The organism is Nocardia mikamii NBRC 108933 (assembly GCF_001613505.1).
Classification (GTDB): Bacteria; Actinomycetota; Actinomycetes; order Mycobacteriales; family Mycobacteriaceae; genus Nocardia; species Nocardia mikamii.
The window spans coordinates 601901-622879 of record NZ_BDCM01000012.1 but is presented as its reverse complement, the minus strand read 5'-3'; the positions used below and the strand labels follow the sequence as shown (position 1 = coordinate 622879).

Annotated in this window: 19 protein-coding genes; 9 read left to right on the top strand and 10 right to left on the bottom strand. The window is 69.6% G+C overall.

Translation table 11 applies throughout. The features are described 5' to 3' along the window. The first annotated feature begins 137 nt into the window (after window positions 1-137). Window positions 138-797 (top strand): sigma-70 family RNA polymerase sigma factor, encoded by a 660-nt coding sequence (locus tag NMI01S_RS17765; protein ID WP_369689915.1) that lies wholly within the window; start codon window positions 138-140, stop codon window positions 795-797. 7 nt (window positions 798-804) lie between these two features. On the opposite strand, the gene NMI01S_RS17760 is transcribed toward NMI01S_RS17765, so the two are convergent. Both NMI01S_RS17760 and NMI01S_RS17755 read right to left on the bottom strand, forming a co-directional pair. Then, the gene (locus NMI01S_RS17760) at window positions 805-1509 is read right to left on the bottom strand and encodes a potassium channel family protein (RefSeq protein WP_062998518.1); all 705 of its coding nucleotides are present in this window, start codon (window positions 1507-1509) and stop codon (window positions 805-807) included. Beyond that, the gene (locus NMI01S_RS17755; RefSeq protein ID WP_062998516.1) at window positions 1506-2177 is read right to left on the bottom strand and encodes a potassium channel family protein; all 672 of its coding nucleotides are present in this window, start codon (window positions 2175-2177) and stop codon (window positions 1506-1508) included. The genes NMI01S_RS17760 and NMI01S_RS17755 overlap by 4 nt, the downstream gene beginning before the upstream one ends. 168 nt (window positions 2178-2345) lie before the next feature. Between NMI01S_RS17755 and NMI01S_RS17750 the strand changes: the two genes are divergently transcribed. Both NMI01S_RS17750 and NMI01S_RS17745 read left to right on the top strand, forming a co-directional pair. Next, entirely contained in the window at window positions 2346-4334 is a 1989-nt protein-coding gene (locus tag NMI01S_RS17750; RefSeq protein ID WP_062998783.1) for an APC family permease, read from the top strand. Continuing rightward, window positions 4331-5653 (top strand): class I SAM-dependent RNA methyltransferase, encoded by a 1323-nt coding sequence (locus NMI01S_RS17745; protein WP_062998514.1) that lies wholly within the window; start codon window positions 4331-4333, stop codon window positions 5651-5653. Before NMI01S_RS17750 ends, NMI01S_RS17745 begins: the two co-directional genes overlap by 4 nt. Window positions 5654-5698: 45 nt before the next feature. Here NMI01S_RS17745 and NMI01S_RS17740 read toward each other — a convergent pair whose 3' ends face one another. After that, a complete protein-coding gene (locus NMI01S_RS17740) occupies window positions 5699-6439 on the bottom strand; it encodes an SIMPL domain-containing protein (RefSeq protein WP_062998512.1) in 741 nt (246 codons plus the stop codon). Window positions 6440-6613: 174 nt separating this feature from the next. Between NMI01S_RS17740 and dxs the strand changes: the two genes are divergently transcribed. Together dxs and NMI01S_RS17730 are read left to right on the top strand one after the other, a co-directional pair. Next, on the top strand, window positions 6614-8509 hold the full coding sequence (dxs, locus tag NMI01S_RS17735) for a 1-deoxy-D-xylulose-5-phosphate synthase (RefSeq protein WP_062998510.1): 1896 nt from the start codon (window positions 6614-6616) through the stop codon (window positions 8507-8509). Between the two features lie 43 nt (window positions 8510-8552). Further along, window positions 8553-9356 (top strand): enoyl-CoA hydratase, encoded by an 804-nt coding sequence (locus NMI01S_RS17730; protein WP_062998508.1) that lies wholly within the window; start codon window positions 8553-8555, stop codon window positions 9354-9356. Here NMI01S_RS17730 and NMI01S_RS17725 read toward each other — a convergent pair. Together NMI01S_RS17725 and NMI01S_RS17720 are read right to left on the bottom strand one after the other, a co-directional pair. Beyond that, window positions 9344-10657 carry an HRDC domain-containing protein gene (locus NMI01S_RS17725; RefSeq protein WP_084513030.1) on the bottom strand — a complete coding sequence of 438 codons (1314 nt, stop codon included), beginning with the start codon at window positions 10655-10657 and terminating at the stop codon, window positions 9344-9346. The genes NMI01S_RS17730 and NMI01S_RS17725 overlap by 13 nt on opposite strands. 21 nt (window positions 10658-10678) lie before the next feature. Then, entirely contained in the window at window positions 10679-11317 is a 639-nt protein-coding gene (locus NMI01S_RS17720; protein ID WP_081879712.1) for a DUF3000 domain-containing protein, read from the bottom strand. A 119-nt stretch (window positions 11318-11436) separates the two neighbouring features. Between NMI01S_RS17720 and hemE the strand changes: the two genes are divergently transcribed. Next, window positions 11437-12504 (top strand): uroporphyrinogen decarboxylase, encoded by a 1068-nt coding sequence (gene hemE, locus NMI01S_RS17715; protein WP_062998506.1) that lies wholly within the window; start codon window positions 11437-11439, stop codon window positions 12502-12504. A 41-nt stretch (window positions 12505-12545) separates the two neighbouring features. Here hemE and NMI01S_RS17710 read toward each other — a convergent pair whose 3' ends face one another. After that, complete coding sequence (locus NMI01S_RS17710; protein WP_062998504.1) at window positions 12546-12908, bottom strand: hypothetical protein; 363 nt, start codon at window positions 12906-12908, stop codon at window positions 12546-12548. 166 nt (window positions 12909-13074) lie between these two features. Here NMI01S_RS17710 and NMI01S_RS17705 point away from each other — a divergent pair, with 166 nt between their 5' ends. Together NMI01S_RS17705 and hemQ are read left to right on the top strand one after the other, a co-directional pair. After that, on the top strand, window positions 13075-14415 hold the full coding sequence (locus tag NMI01S_RS17705) for a protoporphyrinogen oxidase (RefSeq protein WP_062998502.1): 1341 nt from the start codon (window positions 13075-13077) through the stop codon (window positions 14413-14415). 219 nt (window positions 14416-14634) lie between these two features. Next, window positions 14635-15330, top strand: coding sequence for a hydrogen peroxide-dependent heme synthase (gene hemQ / locus NMI01S_RS17700; protein ID WP_062998500.1), 696 nt, complete (start codon window positions 14635-14637; stop codon window positions 15328-15330). A gap of 186 nt (window positions 15331-15516) precedes the next feature. Here the strand turns inward: hemQ and msrB are convergent, their stop codons facing one another. The 4 genes from msrB to NMI01S_RS17680 form a co-directional block, all read right to left on the bottom strand. Next, window positions 15517-15972 carry a peptide-methionine (R)-S-oxide reductase MsrB gene (gene msrB / locus NMI01S_RS17695; protein ID WP_062998498.1) on the bottom strand — a complete coding sequence of 152 codons (456 nt, stop codon included), beginning with the start codon at window positions 15970-15972 and terminating at the stop codon, window positions 15517-15519. A 57-nt stretch (window positions 15973-16029) separates the two neighbouring features. Then, window positions 16030-17364 (bottom strand): glycosyltransferase family 87 protein, encoded by a 1335-nt coding sequence (locus NMI01S_RS17690; RefSeq protein WP_245716909.1) that lies wholly within the window; start codon window positions 17362-17364, stop codon window positions 16030-16032. A 118-nt stretch (window positions 17365-17482) separates the two neighbouring features. Next, a complete protein-coding gene (locus NMI01S_RS17685; protein ID WP_062998496.1) occupies window positions 17483-19048 on the bottom strand; it encodes an alpha/beta hydrolase in 1566 nt (521 codons plus the stop codon). Window positions 19049-19080: 32 nt separating this feature from the next. Continuing rightward, window positions 19081-19872 (bottom strand): pyrimidine reductase family protein, encoded by a 792-nt coding sequence (locus NMI01S_RS17680; RefSeq protein ID WP_062998494.1) that lies wholly within the window; start codon window positions 19870-19872, stop codon window positions 19081-19083. Between the two features lie 35 nt (window positions 19873-19907). On the opposite strand from NMI01S_RS17680, the gene zapE reads away from it, so the two are divergent. Then, a complete protein-coding gene (gene zapE / locus NMI01S_RS17675) occupies window positions 19908-20927 on the top strand; it encodes a cell division protein ZapE (protein WP_062998492.1) in 1020 nt (339 codons plus the stop codon). Window positions 20928-20979: the final 52 nt, after the last annotated feature.

Below are 20979 nucleotides of genomic sequence, written 5' to 3'. Positions count from 1 at the left end.
GAAGTCGGCTTGACGCCAACAATTCTGGGGGCACGCAACGATGGGGTGGGGTGAACCCACCCCTGGGGTATCTATTCCGCGAACCGGTTTCGGCGCACGATCGTGTTAGTCAGTAGCGATCGGCGAGAGGATCCCCGGTGGATACCGAGAACGACACGGTGACGGCGCCCGGTCCGGCGAAGGGTGCGGGAGTGCGGTCACCGAGATCGGCGCCCGCGGGTTCCGACAGCCGCCGCGCCGCCGCCGAACTGGACCGCCTGATCGGGCCGGCCGCCGCGGGCGATCAGCGCGCGGTCACCGAGATCATCCGCATCGTGCATCCGCTGGTACGCCGCTATTGCGCCGCGCGCGTCGGAAGCAGCAACAACCCGCACGTCACCGCCGACGATATCGCGCAGGAGATCTGCATCGCGACCGTCACCGCGATTCCCCGCTACCGCGATCAGGGAAAATCGTTTCTGGCCTTCGTCTACGGCATCTCCGCGAACAAGGTGGCCGACGCGTTCCGCCGCGCCCAGCAGCACCCGTCGTATCCGGTGGCCGAATTCCCCGACAGCGCCTCCACCGCGCCGGGCCCCGAGGAGCTGGCGCTCAATCTGGAACGCCGCCAGGCCACCCGCGAGCTGATGAAGATCCTCGCGCCCGCCCATCGTGAGGTGCTGGTGATGCGGATCGTGCTCGGCTGGACGGCCGCGCAGACCGCCGAGGCGATCGGCACGAGCCCCGGCGTGGTCCGGGTGATGCAGCATCGCGCGCTGACCAAACTGCGCGCGCAGCTCGTCCCCGAAAGCGCCTGAGCGAGGCTCAGATCGAGGCGGGCGGCTCCGCGCCGGCGGGCGCCGCGCCCGCCGGTTCCGTGGCCAGGCTGCGCCGCAGTTCGTCCTCGGCCTCCACCGTGGACACGAACAGCAGCTCGTCCTCGCCCTCCAGCGGATCGTCGGGCTGCGGGACGATCACCCGGCCGCCGCGCAGGATCGTCACCAGGGCGACGTCGCGCGGCAGCGACAGCGTACGGACCGCGCGGCCGGCCAGCGCGGTGTCGGTGGGCAGGGTGATCTCGACCAGATTCGCCTGGCCCTGACGCAGCGTCATCAGCCGGACCAGGTCGCCGACCGAGACCGCCTCCTCGGCCAGCGAGGCCAGCAGCCGCGGTGTCGAGACGGCGACGTCCACGCCCCAGGAACCGTCGAACAGCCACTCGTTGCGCGGATCGTTGACCCGTGCGACCACCCGGCGCACCCCGAATTCGGTCTTGGCGAGCAGGCTGAACACGAGATTCGCCTTGTCGTCGCCGGTGGCCGCGATCACCACCTCGTAGTCCTGCAGGCCCGCTTCCTCGAGCAGTTCGAGTTCGCACGCGTCGCCGTGCATCCAGGTGGCCGAGGGTGCGACAGTCGGGTCGATATGGTCGAGCCGCCGCTCGAGCAGGGTCACCCGATGCCCGCCCCGCAGCAATTCCTGGGCGATGGAGCGGCCGACGGCGCCTGCTCCCGCGATCGCTACGTTCACGACTTGTCCTCGCTCGAAGGTGCGGTGGCGGCGACGGCGACGGCCTCGCCGACCTTGTCGGAGACGGCGGCGATGTAGACCGTGTCGTCGGCCTGCAGCACCGTTTTGCTGGTGGGCAGCAGCGCTTGTCCGAAGCGGACCAGGAAGGCCACCCGCACCGGCACCGCGTCCTCCAGATCACGCACGGTACGCCCGTACCAGTCCTCGTGCAGGACGAGTTCGGTGACCGAGCCGGTACCGGTGGGATCGCGCCAGGTGGCGGTGGTTTCGTCGCCGGTGAGCGTGCGCAGGAACCGGTCGGTGGTCCACGGCACGGTGGCGATGGTCGGGATGCCGAGCCGCTCGTAGACCGCCGCGCGTTTGGCGTCGTAGATGCGGGCCACCACCCGTTCCACGCCGAAGGTCTCGCGGGCGACGCGCGCGGAGATGATGTTGGAGTTGTCGCCGTTGGACACCGCGGCGAACGCCCCGGCGCGCTCGATGCCCGCGCGGGTCAGCACCCCCCGATCGAAGCCGACGCCGGTGACTCGCTCACCGGGAAAGTCCTTGCCCAGCCGCAGGAATGCGCCCGGATCCCGGTCGATCACGGCTACCTCGTGGCCGATCCGGACCAGGGCGCGCGCCAATGCGGAGCCGACTCGGCCGCACCCCATGATCACTACGTACACCGTGTCAACCCCAATTCCGCCGAAAACCGTGGTGTGCGGTCTGGTTCCCTCTCGGGGGAACCGTACCCGTTGACGGTTCCCCGCAGCACGTTCCCCCATTCGCCGGCACCGAAACGCGAGTGAACCGCCCGCTATGCCCCTCGAGGCCATGCCCTTATGCTGTGCCGAGTGTCCAAGTTGACGACGGCCGTCAAGCGTATGGTGGTCGGCCGCCCTTTCCGTAGCGATTCCCTGGGACATACCCTGCTGCCCAAGCGGATCGCGCTGCCCGTCTTCGCCTCCGACGCCCTGTCGTCGGTGGCGTACGCGCCCGAGGAGATCTTCCTCGTGCTCTCCACGGCCGGCCTGTCCGCCTACGTCTACACGCCGTGGATCGGGCTGGCGGTCGCTGCCGTGATGGCGGTCGTGGTGGCCAGTTACCGCCAGAACGTGCACGCCTATCCGTCCGGTGGCGGCGACTACGAGGTCGCCACCGTCAATCTCGGCCCGATGGCCGGGCTCACCGTGGGCAGCGCGCTGCTCGTCGACTATGTGCTCACCGTCGCGGTCTCCATTTCCTCGGCGGCGTCGAACATCGGTTCCGCGGTGCCGTTCGTGGCCACCCACAAGGTGCTGTTCGCGGTGGCGGCGATCGTCCTGCTGACCGCGGTGAATCTGCGCGGCGTGCGGGAATCGGGCACCGCGTTCTCGATTCCCACCTACGGCTTCATGATCGGTGTCTTCCTGATGCTGGCCTGGGGCGTGGTGCGGATCTTCGTCTTCGGCGACGATCTGCATGCCGAATCGTCCGGATTCAGCCTCAACGGCAACGAGTCACATCTGCAGGGCATCGCCTTCGCCTTCCTGATAGCGCGCGCGTTCTCCTCCGGATGTGCGGCGTTGACCGGTGTGGAGGCGATCAGCAACGGCGTGCCGGCCTTCCGCAAACCGAAATCCCGCAACGCCGCCACCACACTGCTGATGCTCGGCGCCATCGCGGTCACCCTGTTGATGGGGATCATCCTCATGGCGCGCAAACTCGGCGTCGTCTTCGCCGCGGACAGGGCGGATCTGGTGGGCGCGCCCCCCGGCTACGAGCAGAAGACCCTCATCGCGCAGCTCGCCGACTCGATCTTCTCCGGCTTCCCGGTCGGCTTCTTCTACATCACCATCGTCACCGCGCTGATCCTGGTGCTGGCCGCCAATACCGCTTTCAACGGTTTCCCGGTGCTCGGCTCGATTCTCGCGCAGGACCGGTTCCTGCCCCGGCAGCTGCACACCCGCGGCGACCGGCTGGCGTTCAGCAACGGCATCCTGTTCCTGTCCGGCGCCGCGATCGCGTTCGTGGTGCTGTTCGGCGCCGAGGTGACCCGGCTGATCCAGCTCTACATCGTCGGCGTCTTCGTCTCGTTCGTGCTGAGCCAGACCGGCATGCTGCGGCACTGGACGCGGCTGCTGCGCACCGAAACCGATCCGGCCGTGCGCCGGCGGATGCTGCGCTCACGAGTGATCAACGCCATCGGCCTGACCATGACCGGCGCCGTGCTGATCATCGTGCTCATCACGAAGTTCCTGGCGGGCGCGTGGATCGCGATCGTCACCATGGCCGCGATCTTCGGCCTGATGCGGCTGATCCGCCGCCACTACGACACGGTCGGGCGCGAACTCGAGGAGCAGGAGTTCACCGGCGTCCTGCCCAGCCGCACCCATTCGATCGTGCTGGTGTCGAAATTGCATCTGCCGACGCGCCGCGCGCTCGCCTATGCCCGGGCGACCCGGCCGGACACGTTGGAGGCGGTCACCGTCAACGTCGACGAACCCGACACCCGGGCGCTGGTCCGGGAGTGGGCCGACAGCGATATTCCGGTGCCGCTCAAGGTGATCGAATCGCCGTACCGCGAAATCACCAAGCCCGTGGTGGATTACGTCAAGCGGGTGCGCAAGGATTCGCCGCGCGACGTGGTGACGGTGTTCATCCCCGAATACGTGGTCGGCCACTGGTGGGAGCAGTTGCTGCACAACCAGAGTGCGCTGCGGCTCAAGGGCCGGCTGCTGTTCGAGCCGGGTGTGATGGTGACGAGTGTGCCGTGGCAGTTGAGTTCGTCGGCCAAGGCACGCCGTCCCGAAGTGGTCAACGCACCCGGCGCGGTTCGCCGCGGCTACGAGGATCGTTCGTGAGTGCCGGGCCGGAGTGGTCCGGTCGCACACTGCGGGTGCGGCTGGGGCCACCCGGCCACGGTGGTTTCTGTATCGCCCGGCACGAGGGCCGGGTGCTGTTCGTCCGCCACGGCCTGCCCGGTGAGCTGGTGCGCGCCCGGGTGACCGAGGACCGCGGCGGCTCGTTCTGCCGCGCCGAGGCGATCGAGATCCTGGAGGCGTCCGCGGACCGGGTGGCGCCGAACTGCCCGGTTTCCGGTCCCGGCGGCGCCGGCTGCTGCGATATCGCCTTCGCCACGCCCGAAGCTCAGCGCGGCCTGAAGGCGGCGGTGGTGCGCGAGCAGTTGCGGCGTCTCGCGCACTGGGACACCGACATCGTCGTGGAACCACTGCCGCAGGGACCCGGCGACGAGACGCTCGCGGGAGGAGCGGCTCCCGAGCGATCCGGCGAAGTGCCCGAAACGGGGTGGCGGACCCGGGTCCGGTTGGTGGTCGACGCCGAAGGCCGGGCGGGCGTCCATCGCTATCGCAGCAGTGACGTGATCGCGGATCTGCGCTGCCCGCAACCGGTTTCGGGTGCGGTGGACGGCATCGCCGAGAGCAGATGGACGCCCGGTGCGGAACTGGTGATCGCGGTGGACGCCGACGGTATGCGGCACGTGGTGGAACTCGCCGCGCCGTCCACGCCGCCGCGCCGAGGAGGCGACCGTCGCGCCACCGCCGCTCGTCGTGCCGCGGCCCATGCCCGCCGCCGCGAGCGGGTGATGTCCGGCAGCGGACGGGCCGTCCAATACGTGGCGGGCCGGCGCTGGGACGTCTCGGCGACGGGCTTCTGGCAGCCGCATCGCGATGCGGCGCAACGCTATTCCGATGTGGTGGCCGACTGGGCAGGCCTCGATCCGGGCGCCACCGCCTGGGATTTATATTGCGGCGTAGGCGTTTTCGCCGCCCGGCTGGCCGAACAGGCGGGACCGCGCGGATCGGTGCTCGGTATCGAATCGGCTCGCTCGGCGGTCGCGGACGGTGCCGCCGCGCTGCGCGATCTCCCCGCCGTCGACCTGCGCGCCGATCGGGTGGAACGCTGGATCGCCACCCAGGACCGGGCCCCGCAGGTCGTCGTCCTCGACCCGCCCCGTGCGGGCGCCGGGAAGCAGGTCGTCACCCCGCTCACTGCCGCCGCGCCCGCGCGCATCGTTCATATCGGTTGCGACCCAGCCGCTTTCGCCCGCGACGTGGGCCTGTACCGCGAGGCGGGGTACCGGGTGCGCGAACTGCGCGCGTTCGACGCCTTTCCCGCAACACACCATGTGGAGTGTCTGGCCCTGCTCGAACGGGCGTGACGGGAACGCGGGCGGTAACCGGCTTCCGGTGACAATCGTTGCTGCTCAGGCCAAGTGCCAGGTGGCTCGCAGGTCGGCTGTGACCTCGTGTTCGCCGTATTCGACGGGGACCGGGGCGCCGGGGGCGGCCGAACGGGCGGCGACGAAACGGATGTCGCCTCGGGGTTCCGGTGTGCCCGCGGCGTTTTCGGTGATCTCGAGCACCGATCCGAGGCTGCGGCCGGCCCGCGCGGCGTAGCGGCGGGCGCGGTCGAGGGCGTCGTCCCATGCCGCCTCGCGGGCTCGGATCAGCAGGTCGGCGCGGTCGGCGACCGCGAGGTTCAACCCGCCCAGGCGTACGTCGTCGCCCCCGGCCTCGACGGCACGGGCGATGACGGCGGCGGGATCGGCCGGTGCGGTCGCGTCGGAGCGGGCCGTGTTCGCGGTACCGAGATCGGCGGTGGGAGCGCCGGGGATGTGCAGGTTGACCGTCAGCGACGTGGTCGCGACGTAACCGGTGATGCGGGTGCCCTCGTTCTCGGTCCAGATCGTCTCGGTCCGTACGGACAAGCCGGTGGTGGCGATATCGCTCGCGGCCACCCCGTCGGCGCGCAGGGCGCCGGTGACCGCGGCGGTGCGTTCGCCGGCCCGGCCGTAGGCGACGGCCACCGCCTCGGCGCGGGTTTCGATCGAGATCGATACCTGCATCCGGTCGGGCGTCGCGGTCGCCACACCGTGTCCGAATGTGGTGACGGTGGCATGTCGCTGCCGCGCCGACGAGTCGGCTCGTTGCTGCTCGACAGTCATATCGTCCTTCCTGCGGGCGGGACGGGCAGTCACCCACTGTAATGCGGTCGATCTATGTCGAGCCTCACACCGATATCGGATGTCGCAGCTCGCCGGTCGTTCCCGTCGTCGGGCGCGGATGCGGCTCCGTAGACTGTTCGAGACAGATGAGCCATCGGAGAGGGAGCGAGAACGGTGGGAGTTCTTTCCCGGGTCGATACGCCCGAGGACCTGCGCCGGCTGACGGTGCCGCAGCTGCGCGAACTGGCCGAGGAGATTCGGGAGTTCCTGGTCCGCAAAGTAGCGGTCACCGGCGGCCATCTGGGTCCGAACCTGGGGGTGGTGGAATTGACCATCGCCCTGCACCGGGTCTTCGACTCGCCGGCCGATCCGATCATCTTCGACACCGGGCACCAGGCCTACGTGCACAAGATCCTCACCGGCCGCAAGGACGGATTCGATCGGCTGCGCAAACACGGCGGCCTGTCCGGATACCCGAGCCGCGCCGAGAGCGAGCACGACTGGGTGGAGTCCTCCCATGCCTCGGCCTCGCTGTCGTATGCCGACGGTCTGGCCAAGGCCTTCGCGCTGACCGGACAGGATCGCCACGTGGTCGCGGTCGTCGGTGACGGTGCGCTCACCGGCGGTATGTGCTGGGAGGCGCTGAACAATATCGCCGCCGGTCCGGATCGGTCACTGATCGTCGTGGTGAACGACAACGGCCGCTCGTATTCGCCGACCATCGGCGGATTGGCCGACCGGCTGACCGCGCTGCGCATGCAACCCGCCTACGAACAGGCGCTCGACGCCACCAAACGGTTCGTGCAGGGCATTCCGCGCGTGGGCAGCTCGGCCTATTCGATGCTGCACGCGCTCAAGGCCGGTATCAAGGACGCGGTCGCCCCGCAGGAGCTGTTCAGCGATCTGGGACTCAAATACGTCGGCCCGGTGGACGGGCACGATCCGGTGGCGCTCGAGGCCGCGTTGCGGCGCGCCAAGGATTTCGGCGGTCCGGTCGTGGTGCACGCGGTGACGCTCAAGGGCCGTGGATATCAGCCCGCGGTCGACCACGTCGCCGACCAGATGCATTCCATCGGCGCCATCGACCCCGAGACCGGACGGCCGACCGGCGGCAAGACCGTGGGGTGGACGTCGGTGTTCTCCGAGGAACTGATACGCCACGGGGAACAGCGCGACGACATCGTCGCCCTCACCGCCGCCATGTCGGGTCCGACCGGGCTGGCGCCGTTCGGTGAGCGGTTCCCCGACCGGTTGTTCGATGTGGGTATCGCCGAACAGCATGCGATGACCTCCGCCGCCGGATTGGCGCTGGGCGGCCTGCATCCGGTGGTCGCGATCTATTCGACCTTCCTCAACCGCGCCTTCGATCAACTGCTGATGGATGTGGCGCTGCTGAAACTGCCGGTGACCCTGGTGCTCGACCGCGCCGGTATCACCGGCGACGACGGCGCCAGCCACAACGGCATGTGGGATCTGTCGGTACTGGGCATCGTGCCCGGTATTCGCGTCGCCGCCCCGCGCGATGCGGTGACCCTGCGCGAGGAGCTGGCCGAGGCGCTGGCCGTCGCCGACGGGCCGACCGCGCTGCGTTTCCCGAAAGGACCTGTCGTCGAAGAGGTTTCGGCGCTGGAACGGCTCGACGGCGTCGACGTGCTGCGGATGCCGGAGGGCTCCTCGGCGCAGGCGGTGCGCGGTGACGTCCTGCTCGTGGCCGTCGGCGCGCTCGGCGCCACCGCGGTCGCCGCGGCGGATCTGCTGGCGGACCGAGGAGTTTCGGTGACGGTGGTGGACCCGCGCTGGGTGCTGCCGGTCTCCGACACGGTGGTCAAACTGGCCGAGAACTATCGCATGGTGGTCACCGTGGAGGACGGTGGCCTGCACGGCGGTATCGGCTGCACCGTCTCGGCGCGGCTGCGCGATTCCGGACTCGACGTGCCGACCCGCGAACTCGGTGTGCCGCAGCAGTTCCTCGAGCACAGCTCGCGGGCCCAGATCCATCAGGAGCTGGGCCTGACGGCCGAGCACATCGCCGAGCGCGTTACCCGGTGGCTGACCGGTGGAGCGGTGTAGATTCTGAAACCGGTTACAGTTTTCGCCGCCGGTAGGAGTCCGCATGTCGTTCGTGCTCGTCGAGAAGCCTCGTCCGCAGATCGCGCTGGTCACCCTGAACCGGCCCGAACGCATGAACGCCATGGCGTTCGACGTCATGATCCCGCTGCGGGAAACGCTCGAGTCGGTGGCCGCCGACAACGACGTCCGCGTCGTCGTGCTCACCGGAGCGGGTCACGGCTTCTGCTCCGGCGCCGATCTGCAGGGCGCCGGCCGGGTGCCGAATATCGAGGGCCTCACCCGCACCACCGTGGCGCGGCGTTCGATGGACCTGCTCGACAATGTGATGACCGCACTGCGGCGCATGCATCAGCCGGTGATCGCGGCGATCAACGGGGCCGCGATCGGCGGTGGGTTCTGCCTGAGCATGGCCACCGATATCCGCATCGCGTCGGAACAGGCCTATTTCCGTTCCGCCGGCATCAACAACGGCCTGACCTCCGCCGAACTCGGCATCAGCTATCTGTTGCCGCGGGCGATCGGCGCCTCCCGGGCCTTCGAGATCATGTTGTCGGGCCGCGATATCGACGCCGCCGAGGCCGAGCGGATCGGCCTGGTGTCGCGCACGGTCGCCGCCGACAAACTCCTCGACACGTGTTACGAACTGGCCGAACGCATCATCGGCTACAGCCGCGTGGGCACCGAACTCACCAAGCGCATGCTGTGGAGCGGGATGGAGGCCGGCAGCCTGGAATCGCATATGCAGCACGAGGGTACGGCGCAACTGTATGTGCGGCTGACGACCGAGAATTTCGACGAGGCCATCCGCGCCCGCCGCGACCGGCGCACCCCGGTCTACGAGGACTGATCCGGCCCCGGGAACAACGCCGCGGTCAGCTCGGGAACCGCCAGTTCACGCTGCCAGGTCCGGGCGCCGCCGGCCTCGAGATATTTGCCGATCGCGGCCGCCGGGTCCGACGGCGTTGCGCCGGTACGGAATTCGGGCAGGCCGTCCCAGCAGAGCCGGCGCAGTAGATCCGGGGTCAGCAGATTCTCCACCGGCACCGCGTGTCGTTCCGACAACCGGTTCATCGCGGCCCGGGCGGCGGCCAGACGAGCCGCCGCGACCGGATCGCGGCGCTCCCAGCGATTGACCGGCGGCGGGCCGTCGAACGGTTGCGACATCGGCGGCAACTGCGAATCCGGTAGCGCGCGAGCACGTTCCACCGCGTTGAGCCACTCCCGCGAATATCTCCGCTGCCGCGGTCCGCCGAAGACCGGCAGCGTGCGCAACTGCGGCACGGTCTTCGGGTCCGCCTGCGCCGCGGCGATGATCGCCGAATCCGGCAGAATCCGCGCCGGCGCCACATCGCGTTGGCGTGCGATACCGTCACGGGCCGTCCACAATTCGCGCACGGTCGCGAGCTGTCGCGCCCGCCGCAGCGTGTGGATGCCCGAGGTGCGCCGCCAGCGATCCGGCTTCGGCGGGGCGGGGCGAGCGGTGCGCACATGGTCGAATTCCTGTGCGGCCCAGTCGGATTTACCCTGTTCGGACAGCACGGCCGCGACCTCGTCGCGCAGCTCGACCAGCAGTTCCACGTCCAGGGCCGCGTAGTTGAGCCAGTCCTGCGGCAGCGGCCGGGTCGACCAGTCGGCGGCGCCGTGCCCCTTGCGCAGTTCCCGGCCCAGCAGCCGCGCCACCATCGCGGCCAAGCCGACCCGCTCGAATCCGGCCAACCGGCCACCCAGTTCGGTGTCGAACAGCCGGGCCGGTCGCAGCCCCAACTCGGCCAGGCACGGCAGGTCCTGGTCGGCGGAATGCAGCACCCATTCCAGGTCGTTGATCACCGCCGCCAACGCGTCCACCGCGGCCGGATCCGGAATCGGATCGATGAGGAAGGTTCCGCTGCCGCGTCGGCGCAACTGGATCAGATAGGCCCGGTTGGAGTAGCGGAATCCGGAGGCGCGTTCGGCGTCGACGGCCAGCGGGCCGGAACCGGCGGCCAGCGCGGTGGCCGCGTCCGCGATCTCACGGGCGGAATCGAGAACCGGGGGGATGCCGTCGGCCGGGGCGAGCAGAGGAACCGCGCTGTCCGCTTCGTGCTGCGCGGGCTGCTGCGGTGGCGGTGATGTCCTCGCGATGGTGTCGGACTCGTCGGCTTCGGGCATAGCCCGAACTCTACGTGTCGCTCAGAACTGGTCGTCGGCAATCTGCGGATGCGGCCGCAAATGGGTGATGCCGGCCGGCGGCAGTCCCGCGGCGTAGGCGAGCACCTCACAGAACGCCTCGACGTGCGGGGCCAGCTGGGGCGAGCCGACCGTCCACGACGCACGCAACTCCAGTTGATAGGCGCGCGGCGGCCCGGCGATATCGCCGTAGCGGACCGAACTCGTCGAGGTCACGGTGCCACCCAGGGCCGTGAATTCCTCGCCGCGCGATTCCAGGGCGTCGACAAGCCAGCTCCATGCCACCTCCGGCAGCAGCGGATCGCCGGCCAGCGCGGCGTCGATATCGGCCTGGATGTAGGCCACCAACCGGAAGACCCCGTGCCAGGCCTCGTGCCCGTTCGGGTCGTGCAGCAGGATCAGGCGGCCGAAGGCGTCGTCGTCGGAATCGACCGGGATGACATTGGTGTCGGGATGTTTGACCTCGGCTCCGATGGCGTACGAATAGGGTGCCAGGCGTTGTGGGGGCCGGATCGGTGCGAGCTCGATCCGAGGATGGACGGATGCGGTGCCCATCGCATCGACCGCGGCGCGAAACTGGGCTGGTTCGCTGTCAGGGCCCGGGGTCGGTGCGGCGCCGTCGCGGAAGTCGAGCGGTGTCACGACTGTGAACGGTAGACCTCTCCGGTGTCCGGCACGCGGAGGCGCGCCGCTATGGGCGCCGTGACCGGGCGGGGACGGCCGCGCGGGTAGGCGCTCGGCGGCGGCATACGATAGCGGGGATGAGCACACCAACCCGCCGCCGCTTGCCCGATGCGCCGTTCCTCGCCGCCGCCACCGGCGCCGGACCCGGCCGCCGTCCCGTCTGGTTCATGCGGCAGGCCGGCCGGTCGCTGCCCGAATACCGCGAACTGCGCGCGGGCATCGGGATGCTGGAGTCGTGTTTCGACCCGGAGCTGGTGTGCGAGATCACCATGCAGCCGGTCCGCCGTCACGGTGTGGACGCGGCAATCCTGTTCTCCGACATCGTCGTTCCGCTCAAGGCGGCCGGCATCAATCTCGATATCGTGCCCGGCGTGGGGCCGGTCATCGCGAATCCGGTGCGTTCGGTCGACGACGTGCGCGCGCTGCCGCGGCTGCGACGCGAAGAGGTCGGCGCGGTCACCGACGGTGTGCGGCTGTTGCTCGACGAACTCGGCGAGACGCCGCTCATCGGATTCGCCGGTGCCCCTTTCACTCTCGCGTCGTATCTGGTGGAGGGCGGGCCGAGCCGCCACCACGAGCGGACCAAGGCGCTCATGCTCGGCGATCCGCAGACCTGGCACGCGCTGCTCGGTGTGCTCACCGACATCACCGTGGAATTCCTCCGCGCCCAGATCACGGCCGGCGTGGACGCGGTGCAATTGTTCGACTCGTGGGCGGGAGCGCTGTCGCTGGCGCAGTACCGGGAATTCGTTCTGCCGCATTCGGAACGGGTCTTCGCCGAGATCGGGCAAGCCGGTGTGCCGCGCATCCATTTCGGAGTGGGCACCGGTGAACTGCTGGGCGTGATGGGGGAGGCCGGAGCCGATGTCGTCGGCGTCGACTGGCGGGTGCCGCTGACCGCCGCGGCGCGCCGGGTCGGACCCGGAAAAGCGTTGCAGGGCAATCTCGATCCGGCTGTTCTGTTCGCCGGTAGCGAGGTCGTCGACCGGGAGATCCGCCGCATCGCCCACGAGGCCGACGAGGCGATCACCCTCGGCGCCACCGGCCACATCTTCAACCTGGGCCACGGCGTGCTGCCCGACACCGACCCCGGCGCGATCACCGCGGCGGTCGAGCTGATCCACGACCTGCCCACACCGTTGTAACCGAATCCGGTGCCGGACAGTGGGTTACGTCTCCGGCGTGCTCACCACTGCCCGGTGTCGCGTATGTCCCAGGCCAGGCTTATCGCCGGTCGAGTGCGCAGGACAAGCGGCCGGCTCGAGACGGCCGGGGCCCACAGCCGCAGACCCTCGCCTCCGGATCGGTCCCGCGTGATCGTCAGCCGGTCCACGGTGCGGATCCGCCCGAGGTGGGCGACCTCCTGCTCGTCGGCGAAGAGCGTGACGGCGACCTCGCCGGCGAGCGGATCGAGGGCGAACCGCACGGTGATCCGTCCGCGTGTCAACCGGAAGGTGTGCCTGCCGACCGGCCAGTCCAGGTCGTCGTATTCGGTGGTCGGTGCGTCCTCGAACAGCGAGATCAGTTCGGCGAGGTCGGGTACCTCCATGGCGGGATCGTAGCGGTCGGCGATGATCCGGTGCCGACGTCGGGTAACGCGCGACGTGGGTCGGCAGGGGTAGCGCACGAGGCGGTGACCGGGCGCTGGTCTCCGGGCGGGTACGTTGCAGAGGCGCGGTGCGGCGCCGACGCGCTCGACGAGTGAGGAGCAGGCTATGCGGGTCGTGGTGGTCGGGGGCGGGATCAGTGGTCTGGTCGCGGCGTATCGGCTGCGGACGGCCCTCGGCTCGGAGCTCGAACTGGTGTTGCTGGAGCGGCGCGACCGGCTCGGTGGCATTCTGCACACCGCCGAGCTGGCGGGCGAGCCGGTGGATCTGGGGGCGGAGGCGTTCGTGGGCCGCCGCCCCGAAATCCCCGCGCTGCTCGCGGAATTGGACCTGACCGAGCAGTTGGTGCACCCGGCCGGTCGGCGACCGCTGATCTGGTCCGGCGGCGCCGCCCACCCCCTGCCGGAACGCACCCTGATGGGCATTCCCGCCGGGCCCGAGGCCGTGGCGGGCCTCGTCGACGCCGACACCCTGGAGCGCATCGCCACCGAGCCCACCCGGCCGCTGCGCTGGGAACGCGGCGGTGATGTCTCGGTCGCCGAACTGGTCGGGGACCGCTTCGGCGCGCAGGTGGTGCGGCGCAGTGTCGATCCGCTGCTGGGCGGGGTGTACGCCGGGCGGGCGGAGTCGATCGGGGTGCGGGCGGCGCTGCCGACCCTGGCCGCCGCCCTCGATGCCGGGGCCCCGAATCTCACTCGCGCGGTCGCCGACGCCCTGCCGCCGCCGTCCACTGCCCCGGTCTTCGGCGGCCTGCGCGACGGATATCGCGTACTCCTCGACGCCCTGCGCGAGGCCGCCGCGCCGAAGGTCGAAACCGGTACCGCGGCAACGGGTCTGACACGGACGGCCACGGGCTGGCGGGTCGACCCCATCGGTGAGGTGGATGCGGTGATCGTGGCCACCCCGGCCCCGGTCACCGCGGCGCTGCTGGGCGCGGTCGCTCCCGAAGCCGCCGCGGTCGCGGCCACCATCGAACTGTCGTCGTCGGCCGTGGTGGCGCTCGGACTTCCCGCCGACACACCCTTGCCCGACAATTCCGGCATCCTGGTCGCCACGGGAGAATCGTTGCGCGCCAAGGCGTTCACTCTCTCCAGCCGCAAATGGCCGCATCTGGCCGAACGCGATGTGGCGCTGGTGCGCGCATCCTTCGGTCGTTTCGGTGACGACACCCCGCTCAACTGGTCGGACGGGGATCTCGTCGCAGCCGCGGTGGCCGATCTGTCCACCGTCACCGGACTGCCGATCCGGCCGGAAACCGCCCTCGTGCAGCGCTGGCGCGGTGGCCTGCCGCAGTACGCGCCGGGCCACACCACTCGCATCGCGGAGCTCGAATCGGCGGTCGCGGCACTGCCCGGCCTGGCGGTCGCCGGGGCCTACCTGCACGGCGTCGGCGTCCCGGCCTGCGCTGCCTCGGGAACCGCTGCGGCGCAACGCATTCTGTCGGCCTGAGAGCGCGTTGCTTGCACGGGCGGACGGGGGCCGGCACCAGACTCGCCGCCGCTCCGCCGCTCGTTCGGTCGCCGCGTTCCAGCGGGGTGGCTCGGCCCGTTCCGAGTGCTCCGTGCGACGGCGACCGGCGGATCCGCGTGACCCCACGACCGTTGTCGTGCCGCAGAACACGGGGTCCGGCCGTCCGGTCTGACAGCGCTCAGTGGCACGATGGACGCTATGGCGCGACTCGATTACCAAGCTCTCAATTCGACCATCCGGTATCTGATGTTCTCGGTGTTCCAGGTCAAACCCGGAGTGCTGGGAGATCAGCGCGACACCGTGGTCAAGCAGGCGCGGGAGTTCTTCGACTCGCTCGAGGAGCGCGGCGTGGTGGTCCGCGGTCTCTACGACGTGGCGGGCCTGCGCGCCGACGCCGATTTCATGATCTGGTGGCATGCCGAGCGGATCGAGGATCTGCAGGCGGCCTACGCCGATTTCCGCCGCACCACCGATCTGGGCCGTGCGAGCACGCCGGTGTGGAGCAACGCCGCTCTGCACCGCCCGGCGGAGTTCAACAAGAGCCACATCCCGGCCTTTCTGGCCGGGGAGGATCCGGGCAACTACATCTGCGTCTACCCGTTCGTGCGCTCCTACGACTGGTACCTGCTGCCCGACGAGGAGCGTCGCCGCATGCTCGCCGACCACGGCAAGCAGGCCCGCTCCTATCCGGACGTGCGGGCCAATACGGTGGCCTCGTTCGCCCTCGGCGACTACGAGTGGATCCTCGCCTTCGAGGCCCCGGAACTGCACCGCATCGTCGACCTGATGCGCGATCTGCGTGCCACCGACGCCCGCAACCACGTGCGCGAGGAGATTCCGTTCTTCAGCGGCCCGCGCGTGGACGTCGAACAGCTGGTGAACGCCCTGCCCTGAGCCGCGAGATCCGCCGGTGCCCCCGGAACTCGGGGCGTGCCCGGCAGGCGGCCGAGCCGTACAGTCTTCCCGTCAGCTCGGTCGCGCGCCTGCTCGGCGCGCGATCCGCAGCGGTCGGCGGATCGCATCCGGTATTCGGACAGTGGGTTCGAACCCCGGCGGGCTCGAACCCTCCATCTGTCGCGATCAGCCCGCCGTGTCGTCCGAGGGGTGCAGGCGCAGCGCGATCGAGTTGATGCAATACCGCTTGTCGGTCGGTGTCGGATAACCCTCGCCCTCGAAGACGTGCCCGAGGTGGCTGTGGCAGTTGGCGCACAACACCTCGACCCGGCGCATCCCCAGCGAATCGTCGGCCCGCAGAATCACCGCATCGGAATCGGCCGGATCGAAGAAGGACGGCCATCCGCAGTGCGAATGAAACTTCTCGGTGCTGCGGAACAATTCCGCGCCGCAGGCCCGGCAGCTGTAGACTCCCGTGGTTTCGGTATCGGTGTATTCACCGGTGAAGGCGCGTTCGGTGCCCGCTTCGCGCAGCACCGCGTACTCCTGCGGGGTCAGCCGCGCCCGCCATTGCTGCGGACTCAGCTCGATCTTGGGTGCCGGAAGCGATGAGGTCGCGGGCGAACCATCCTGTGAGCTCATGACGCGAGTCTAGTGGCGCCGCCCGACCACTACCGGGCCGCGCCGGATCATCGCAGGTCAGCGCAGTGCGCCCGCCTCGGACTGAGGCGCCGGATCCAGCGTCTCGTCATCGGGCACCGGTTCGTGGCGCTCGATCCGCGGCGCCGGCTCGGCGGGAGCGGCGGGAGTCGTGGTCGCCTCCGGCAGCAGGAACGCCGGCTCGATGCCCGAATCCAGCCGGCCCTCGCGCCGCGCCGTGAGGTACCGGTCGCCGAGGACGCAGAACGTCACGATCAGCAACAGCGCCCAGCCGAAGGTGACTCGCAGGTACTCGAACGCGCGCCCGGTGCTCTGCCAGTGGTCGAGCAACCATTTGTCGTAGGTCATGAACCCGAAGATCGCCAGCCAGGCCGGCCAGTTCCGCAGCACGGAATTACGCAGCACCACGGTCATCAGGAACGGGAACAGCATCATCGAGTAGTACTGCTGTCCCAGACCCGACAGCAGCCAGGACGCGATCAGAATGATGCCGGCGGTGGTACAGGCGAAGAACAGCTCGTCGTCGAGGCAGTACCGGTACAGCAGCCACAGCGAGATCAGCACCAGCACACCGAGCACGATGCGCATACTCCAGGTGAGCCACACCGGCAGTCCGTAGTACTCGGCATTGCCCACGATCGCGCTGTTGAAGTAGTCGCGCGATTTGAGCAGATAGGGCAGCGTGCGGTGGACGAAGTCCATCGGATCCTTGGTCAGCGGCCACGCGACCGCCATCAGCACCGCGGGCACGCCGAGTGCGGTGATGAAGACCTGCCACTGGCGACGTGCCAGCGGTATCAGGAGCATCGGGGCCAGCGTCGGCTTGACCGCGATCGTGAGTCCCATGACCAGTCCGGCCAGCAGGTCGCGCCGCTGCAACAGCAAATGGATGAACAGCACCTCGCCCAGCAGCAGGCAGCCGTTGACATTGCCGAAACCCAGTGTGTTCATGACGGTTTCGGAGGCGAACATCAGCAACAGCAGCAGCGGCGCGGCCACCGATCTCGTCGAATACTTGAACAGCCGCAGCAGCAGATACCAGGCCAGGATGATCGCCACCGCGTTGAGCGCGATGAAGCACCAGCGCGATTTCTCCGGGTCGATCAGCGCCAGCGGCGCGATCAGCAGGGTGCCGCTGGGCGGGTACAGGTAGTGCGGGTCGACCAGGTCGAAGTTCTCGCCGTAGATGGCGCGTCCGTTGAGGAAGGCCAGCGAGGCCTTGTAGACCGGCGCGAAATCGTCGGTGATGGAGAAGTTGGTCCCTTTGACGATGACCTGATGCAGCACTGTGAGGATCGCAAACGGCCACAGTGCGAAGTTGAACACTTCGGCGGTGGTGCGAGCGGTGCGCGGCTCGAGCTGACGAAGGAACACTGGGGCACGGTACACCGGAAACCTGGACGATGGTTGCGCGGACCCGCCGTCGGCCGCGCCGGAGACCGCTTTCGCCGGGTGTGTGCCGCGCCACTTCGTGCGCCCCCGCACGATCACCTCAGGCCGGGCAGGCGGTGCCGTCGGCGGGCAGCGTGCCGTCCTTCAGGTAGCCGACGATGTTCTGCTGCGCGCAGCCCGAATGGGTGAACACCGGATGCCCCCAGCCCTGCCACTGCACGGTGGACGTGCGTGCACCGGCCGCACCCAGCGCGCCGGTGACCGAGGACCGCCCGTCCCCGCCGACGACGGGATCGGCGGTCGTGCCCAGCACCAGCACGGGCAGCGTGAATTTGTCCGGCAGTCGCGGCGCCTGCGCCACGGGCCACGCCGAACATTCCATCAGCCCGGCCGCCGCGGTCTTACCGAAGGCGGGATATTTGGCGGCCCAGTCGATTTCGAGCTGCTTGGCGCGGTCGGGGGTGGCGGGCTGCTGGTCGTCGCTACACCGGGAGACGAACTGTCCGTCGGCTCCCACCGCTGCCGCCTCCCGGGTGACCAGAGCCTGCAAAGCTCCCTGATCGCCGCGTCCGGCCGCCGACAGCGCGTCGGCGAGTTCGCTGGTGTGCGCGGCCTGATCCGCGCGCGGATCGCCGAGGAACGCGGTGATCGTGGTGGTCAGCGCCGAGGCCGAGACTGTGCCGAGTTGTCCCGCTCCCGCCCGGTTGATCAGATCGGTGATCGCGGCGCGCGGATCCGCGCCGAGCGAGCATCGGAGATCGGCGCAGCGGCGGGCGAACCCGGTCAGCGCCGCTTCCGCGCCCTTGATCTGCTGTTCGGTCCGGGTCACCGCGTCGGTGTTCGCCGGTTCCGGCGAATCGAGCACCAGCCGGGCCAGCCGGTCACCGAATTTGGCGGCGTAACTCAGCGCCACCCGCGTGCCGTTCCCGGTGCCCAGTAGATCGATGTGGTCGACCTGCCACTGCTTGCGCAGCTGTTCGATGTCGTCGGCGGCGTGCGGGGCGTCGAAGGTGCCCTGATAGGGCTGCAGGAAGTCCTGGCAGGCGATGGTGGCGTTCTGGCTCAGTGTCGCCACCGCGTCCACCCGGTCGCCGCCGCCGGGCGCGAACTGTGCGTTGTCGGCCAGTCCCTGCCGGGTGTCGTCGGGCAGGCAGTCGATGGGCTGTGAGCTGCCGATGCCGCGCCGGTCCACCCCCACCACCGGCCGGCTCGCCAGAATCGCCGCACCCGGTCCGGACACCAGGCCCGCGACGGTCGCGGTGGAGGAACGGTCACCGCCGGAGGTCACCACCAGCGGCGCGGCGTCGGCGGGCGTCTGCGGTGTGCGCGCGCGGACCGCGGCGATCCGGAAGGTGCCCAGGACGGTGCCACCGGAATCGATCGGCGCCGAGAACTCCGCGCAATCGAGTTCGACTCCGGCCGGTGGAGCCCCGGTCCCCAGGAGGGCGAAGGTGGGTGCCGCGCAATCGTGCCAGGCGAGATCGGTTTTGGGGACCTGTGCCTGCGGTGGCGGCGCCGGCGCGGCGCTGGTGCTGGGGGCCGGACCCGAGCCGCCGTGCGGCTGTTCCACCGCGACGCCCGGCCGCTGCGACGGCCCGGCACCACAGGCGGTGGTCAGCAGAATCGTCAGCGACGATGCCAGCAGAGCGGCGCGAGTCCAACGCATGCGCTACAGCCTGCCAGGTCCGGTGCGCCGTTTCAGCCTCGGGTGCGGCTGCGTTCCCACCGCGTCAGCACCGTGCCGTCGTCGTCGATCAGCGCGTGGCGCAGGCTCATCGGGGTCGGCAAGGCGGTGGGCGACACCGCGATTCGGCCCGCCGTACCGCCGACCAGCAGCGGCGAGACGGTCAGGCACAACTCGTCGACCGCGCTCGCGCCGATCAGTTCACCGAACAGCGACGGCCCGCCCTCGCACAGCACCCGCAGCAGTCCGCGCTCGCCGAGCACCCGGCGGATGTCGGCGGCGGTGACGGTGCTCTGCCCGGCCTCGATCACCTCGGCGCCGGTCTCGGCGAGCAGGTGTTTGCGTTCGCCGTCGGCCGCGGCGGTGGTGAGGATCATCGGCGGGCGCTGGGTGTCGGTGAACAGCCGGCTCGCCGGATCCAGCGCCGCGCTGGCGGTCACGACCGCGATCGGCGGCGGCGCACCGTCGCGCGCGCCGCCCAGCCCGTGATGATGCAAGCGCATCCGGCGCCGGGAGTCGGTGCGCGCACCGCCGTAGTTCTCCACGCGCGCGGTTCCGGCGCCGACCACGATCACGTCGGCCAGATCGCGCAGGATGGCGAAGACGGTGGCGTCGGCGGGCCGGCCCAGGGCGCCGGAGCGGTCGTCGACGGTGACCGCGCCGTCGAGGCTGGCGATGAAGTTGACCCGGATCCACGGCCGCTCCAGGGCCGCCGGATAGGTGTAGAGCTGAACCAGGTCGGTGATCTCGCCGGCACCGTCGGTGGTCAGTGCTGTGAACTGGATCGCATCGGGGACACGCTGCATAAGGTCCGATCACACCACGTCAGTACGCTACGAGCGTGCAACAACGCCTCGTCGATCGTCATCCGGAGGTTCCGGCCGATCAACTCATCGCCCAGATGGTGCCCCCGCCCACCTTCGACGAGGTGAGTTTTGCCTCCTACATTCCCGACCCCAAGGAGCCGAGCCAGGCCGCCGCCGTGCGCGCGGCCGAGGATTTCTCCGCGCGGGTCGGCAAGATCCACGCGGCCGCCGGTAAGAAATCCCTGTTCGGGAAGAAGAAGCAGGTCGACGGCGCCGGGCTGTATCTCGACGGCGGATTCGGCGTCGGCAAGACGCACCTGCTGGCCTCGATCTTCCATGCTTCGCCCGGTCCGAAGTCGTTCGGAACCTTCGGCGAGGTCACCAATCTGGTGGGCGCGCTGGGCTTCACGAACGCGGTGGAACGCCTGGGCGGCAACAGCGTGCTGTGCATCGACGAATTCGAACTCGACGATCCGGGCGACACGATGCTCGTGTCGCGACTGCTCACCGAATTGACCGCCCGTGGCGTGTCGGTGGCGGCGACGTCGAACACGCTGCCCGATCAGCTGGGCGAGGGCCGGTTCGCCGCCCAGGACTTCCTGCGCGAGATCCGCAAGCTGGGTTCGCTGTTCGACGCCGTCCGCGTCGACGGTCCGGACTACCGACACCGGGATCTGCCGCCCGCGCCGGAGCCGACCGATCCGGGGCTGCTGTCCGAAAAGGCCGCGGCCACACCGAATTCCACGCTCGACGACTTCGACGCGCTGCTCGCCCACCTGAGCACGCTGCATCCGTCGAAGTACGGTTCGCTGATCGCCGGGGTGTCGTCGGTCTATATCTCGGCGGTGCACACCATCACCGATCAGGCGGTGGCGCTGCGGATGGTGGTGCTGGCCGACCGGCTCTACGACGCCGGCACGCCGGTCACCGTGTCGGGCGCGCCGCTGGACAAAATCTTTTCCGAGGAGATGCTCGGCGGCGGCTACCGCAAGAAGTACCTGCGCGCGATCTCGCGCCTGCTGGCGCTGTCGCGATTCGAGGTCCCGGCGGGCTGAGCCCGGTTCGTACGGCGTACTGTCGGGAGGCGAATTTCCCCATGGACGACTG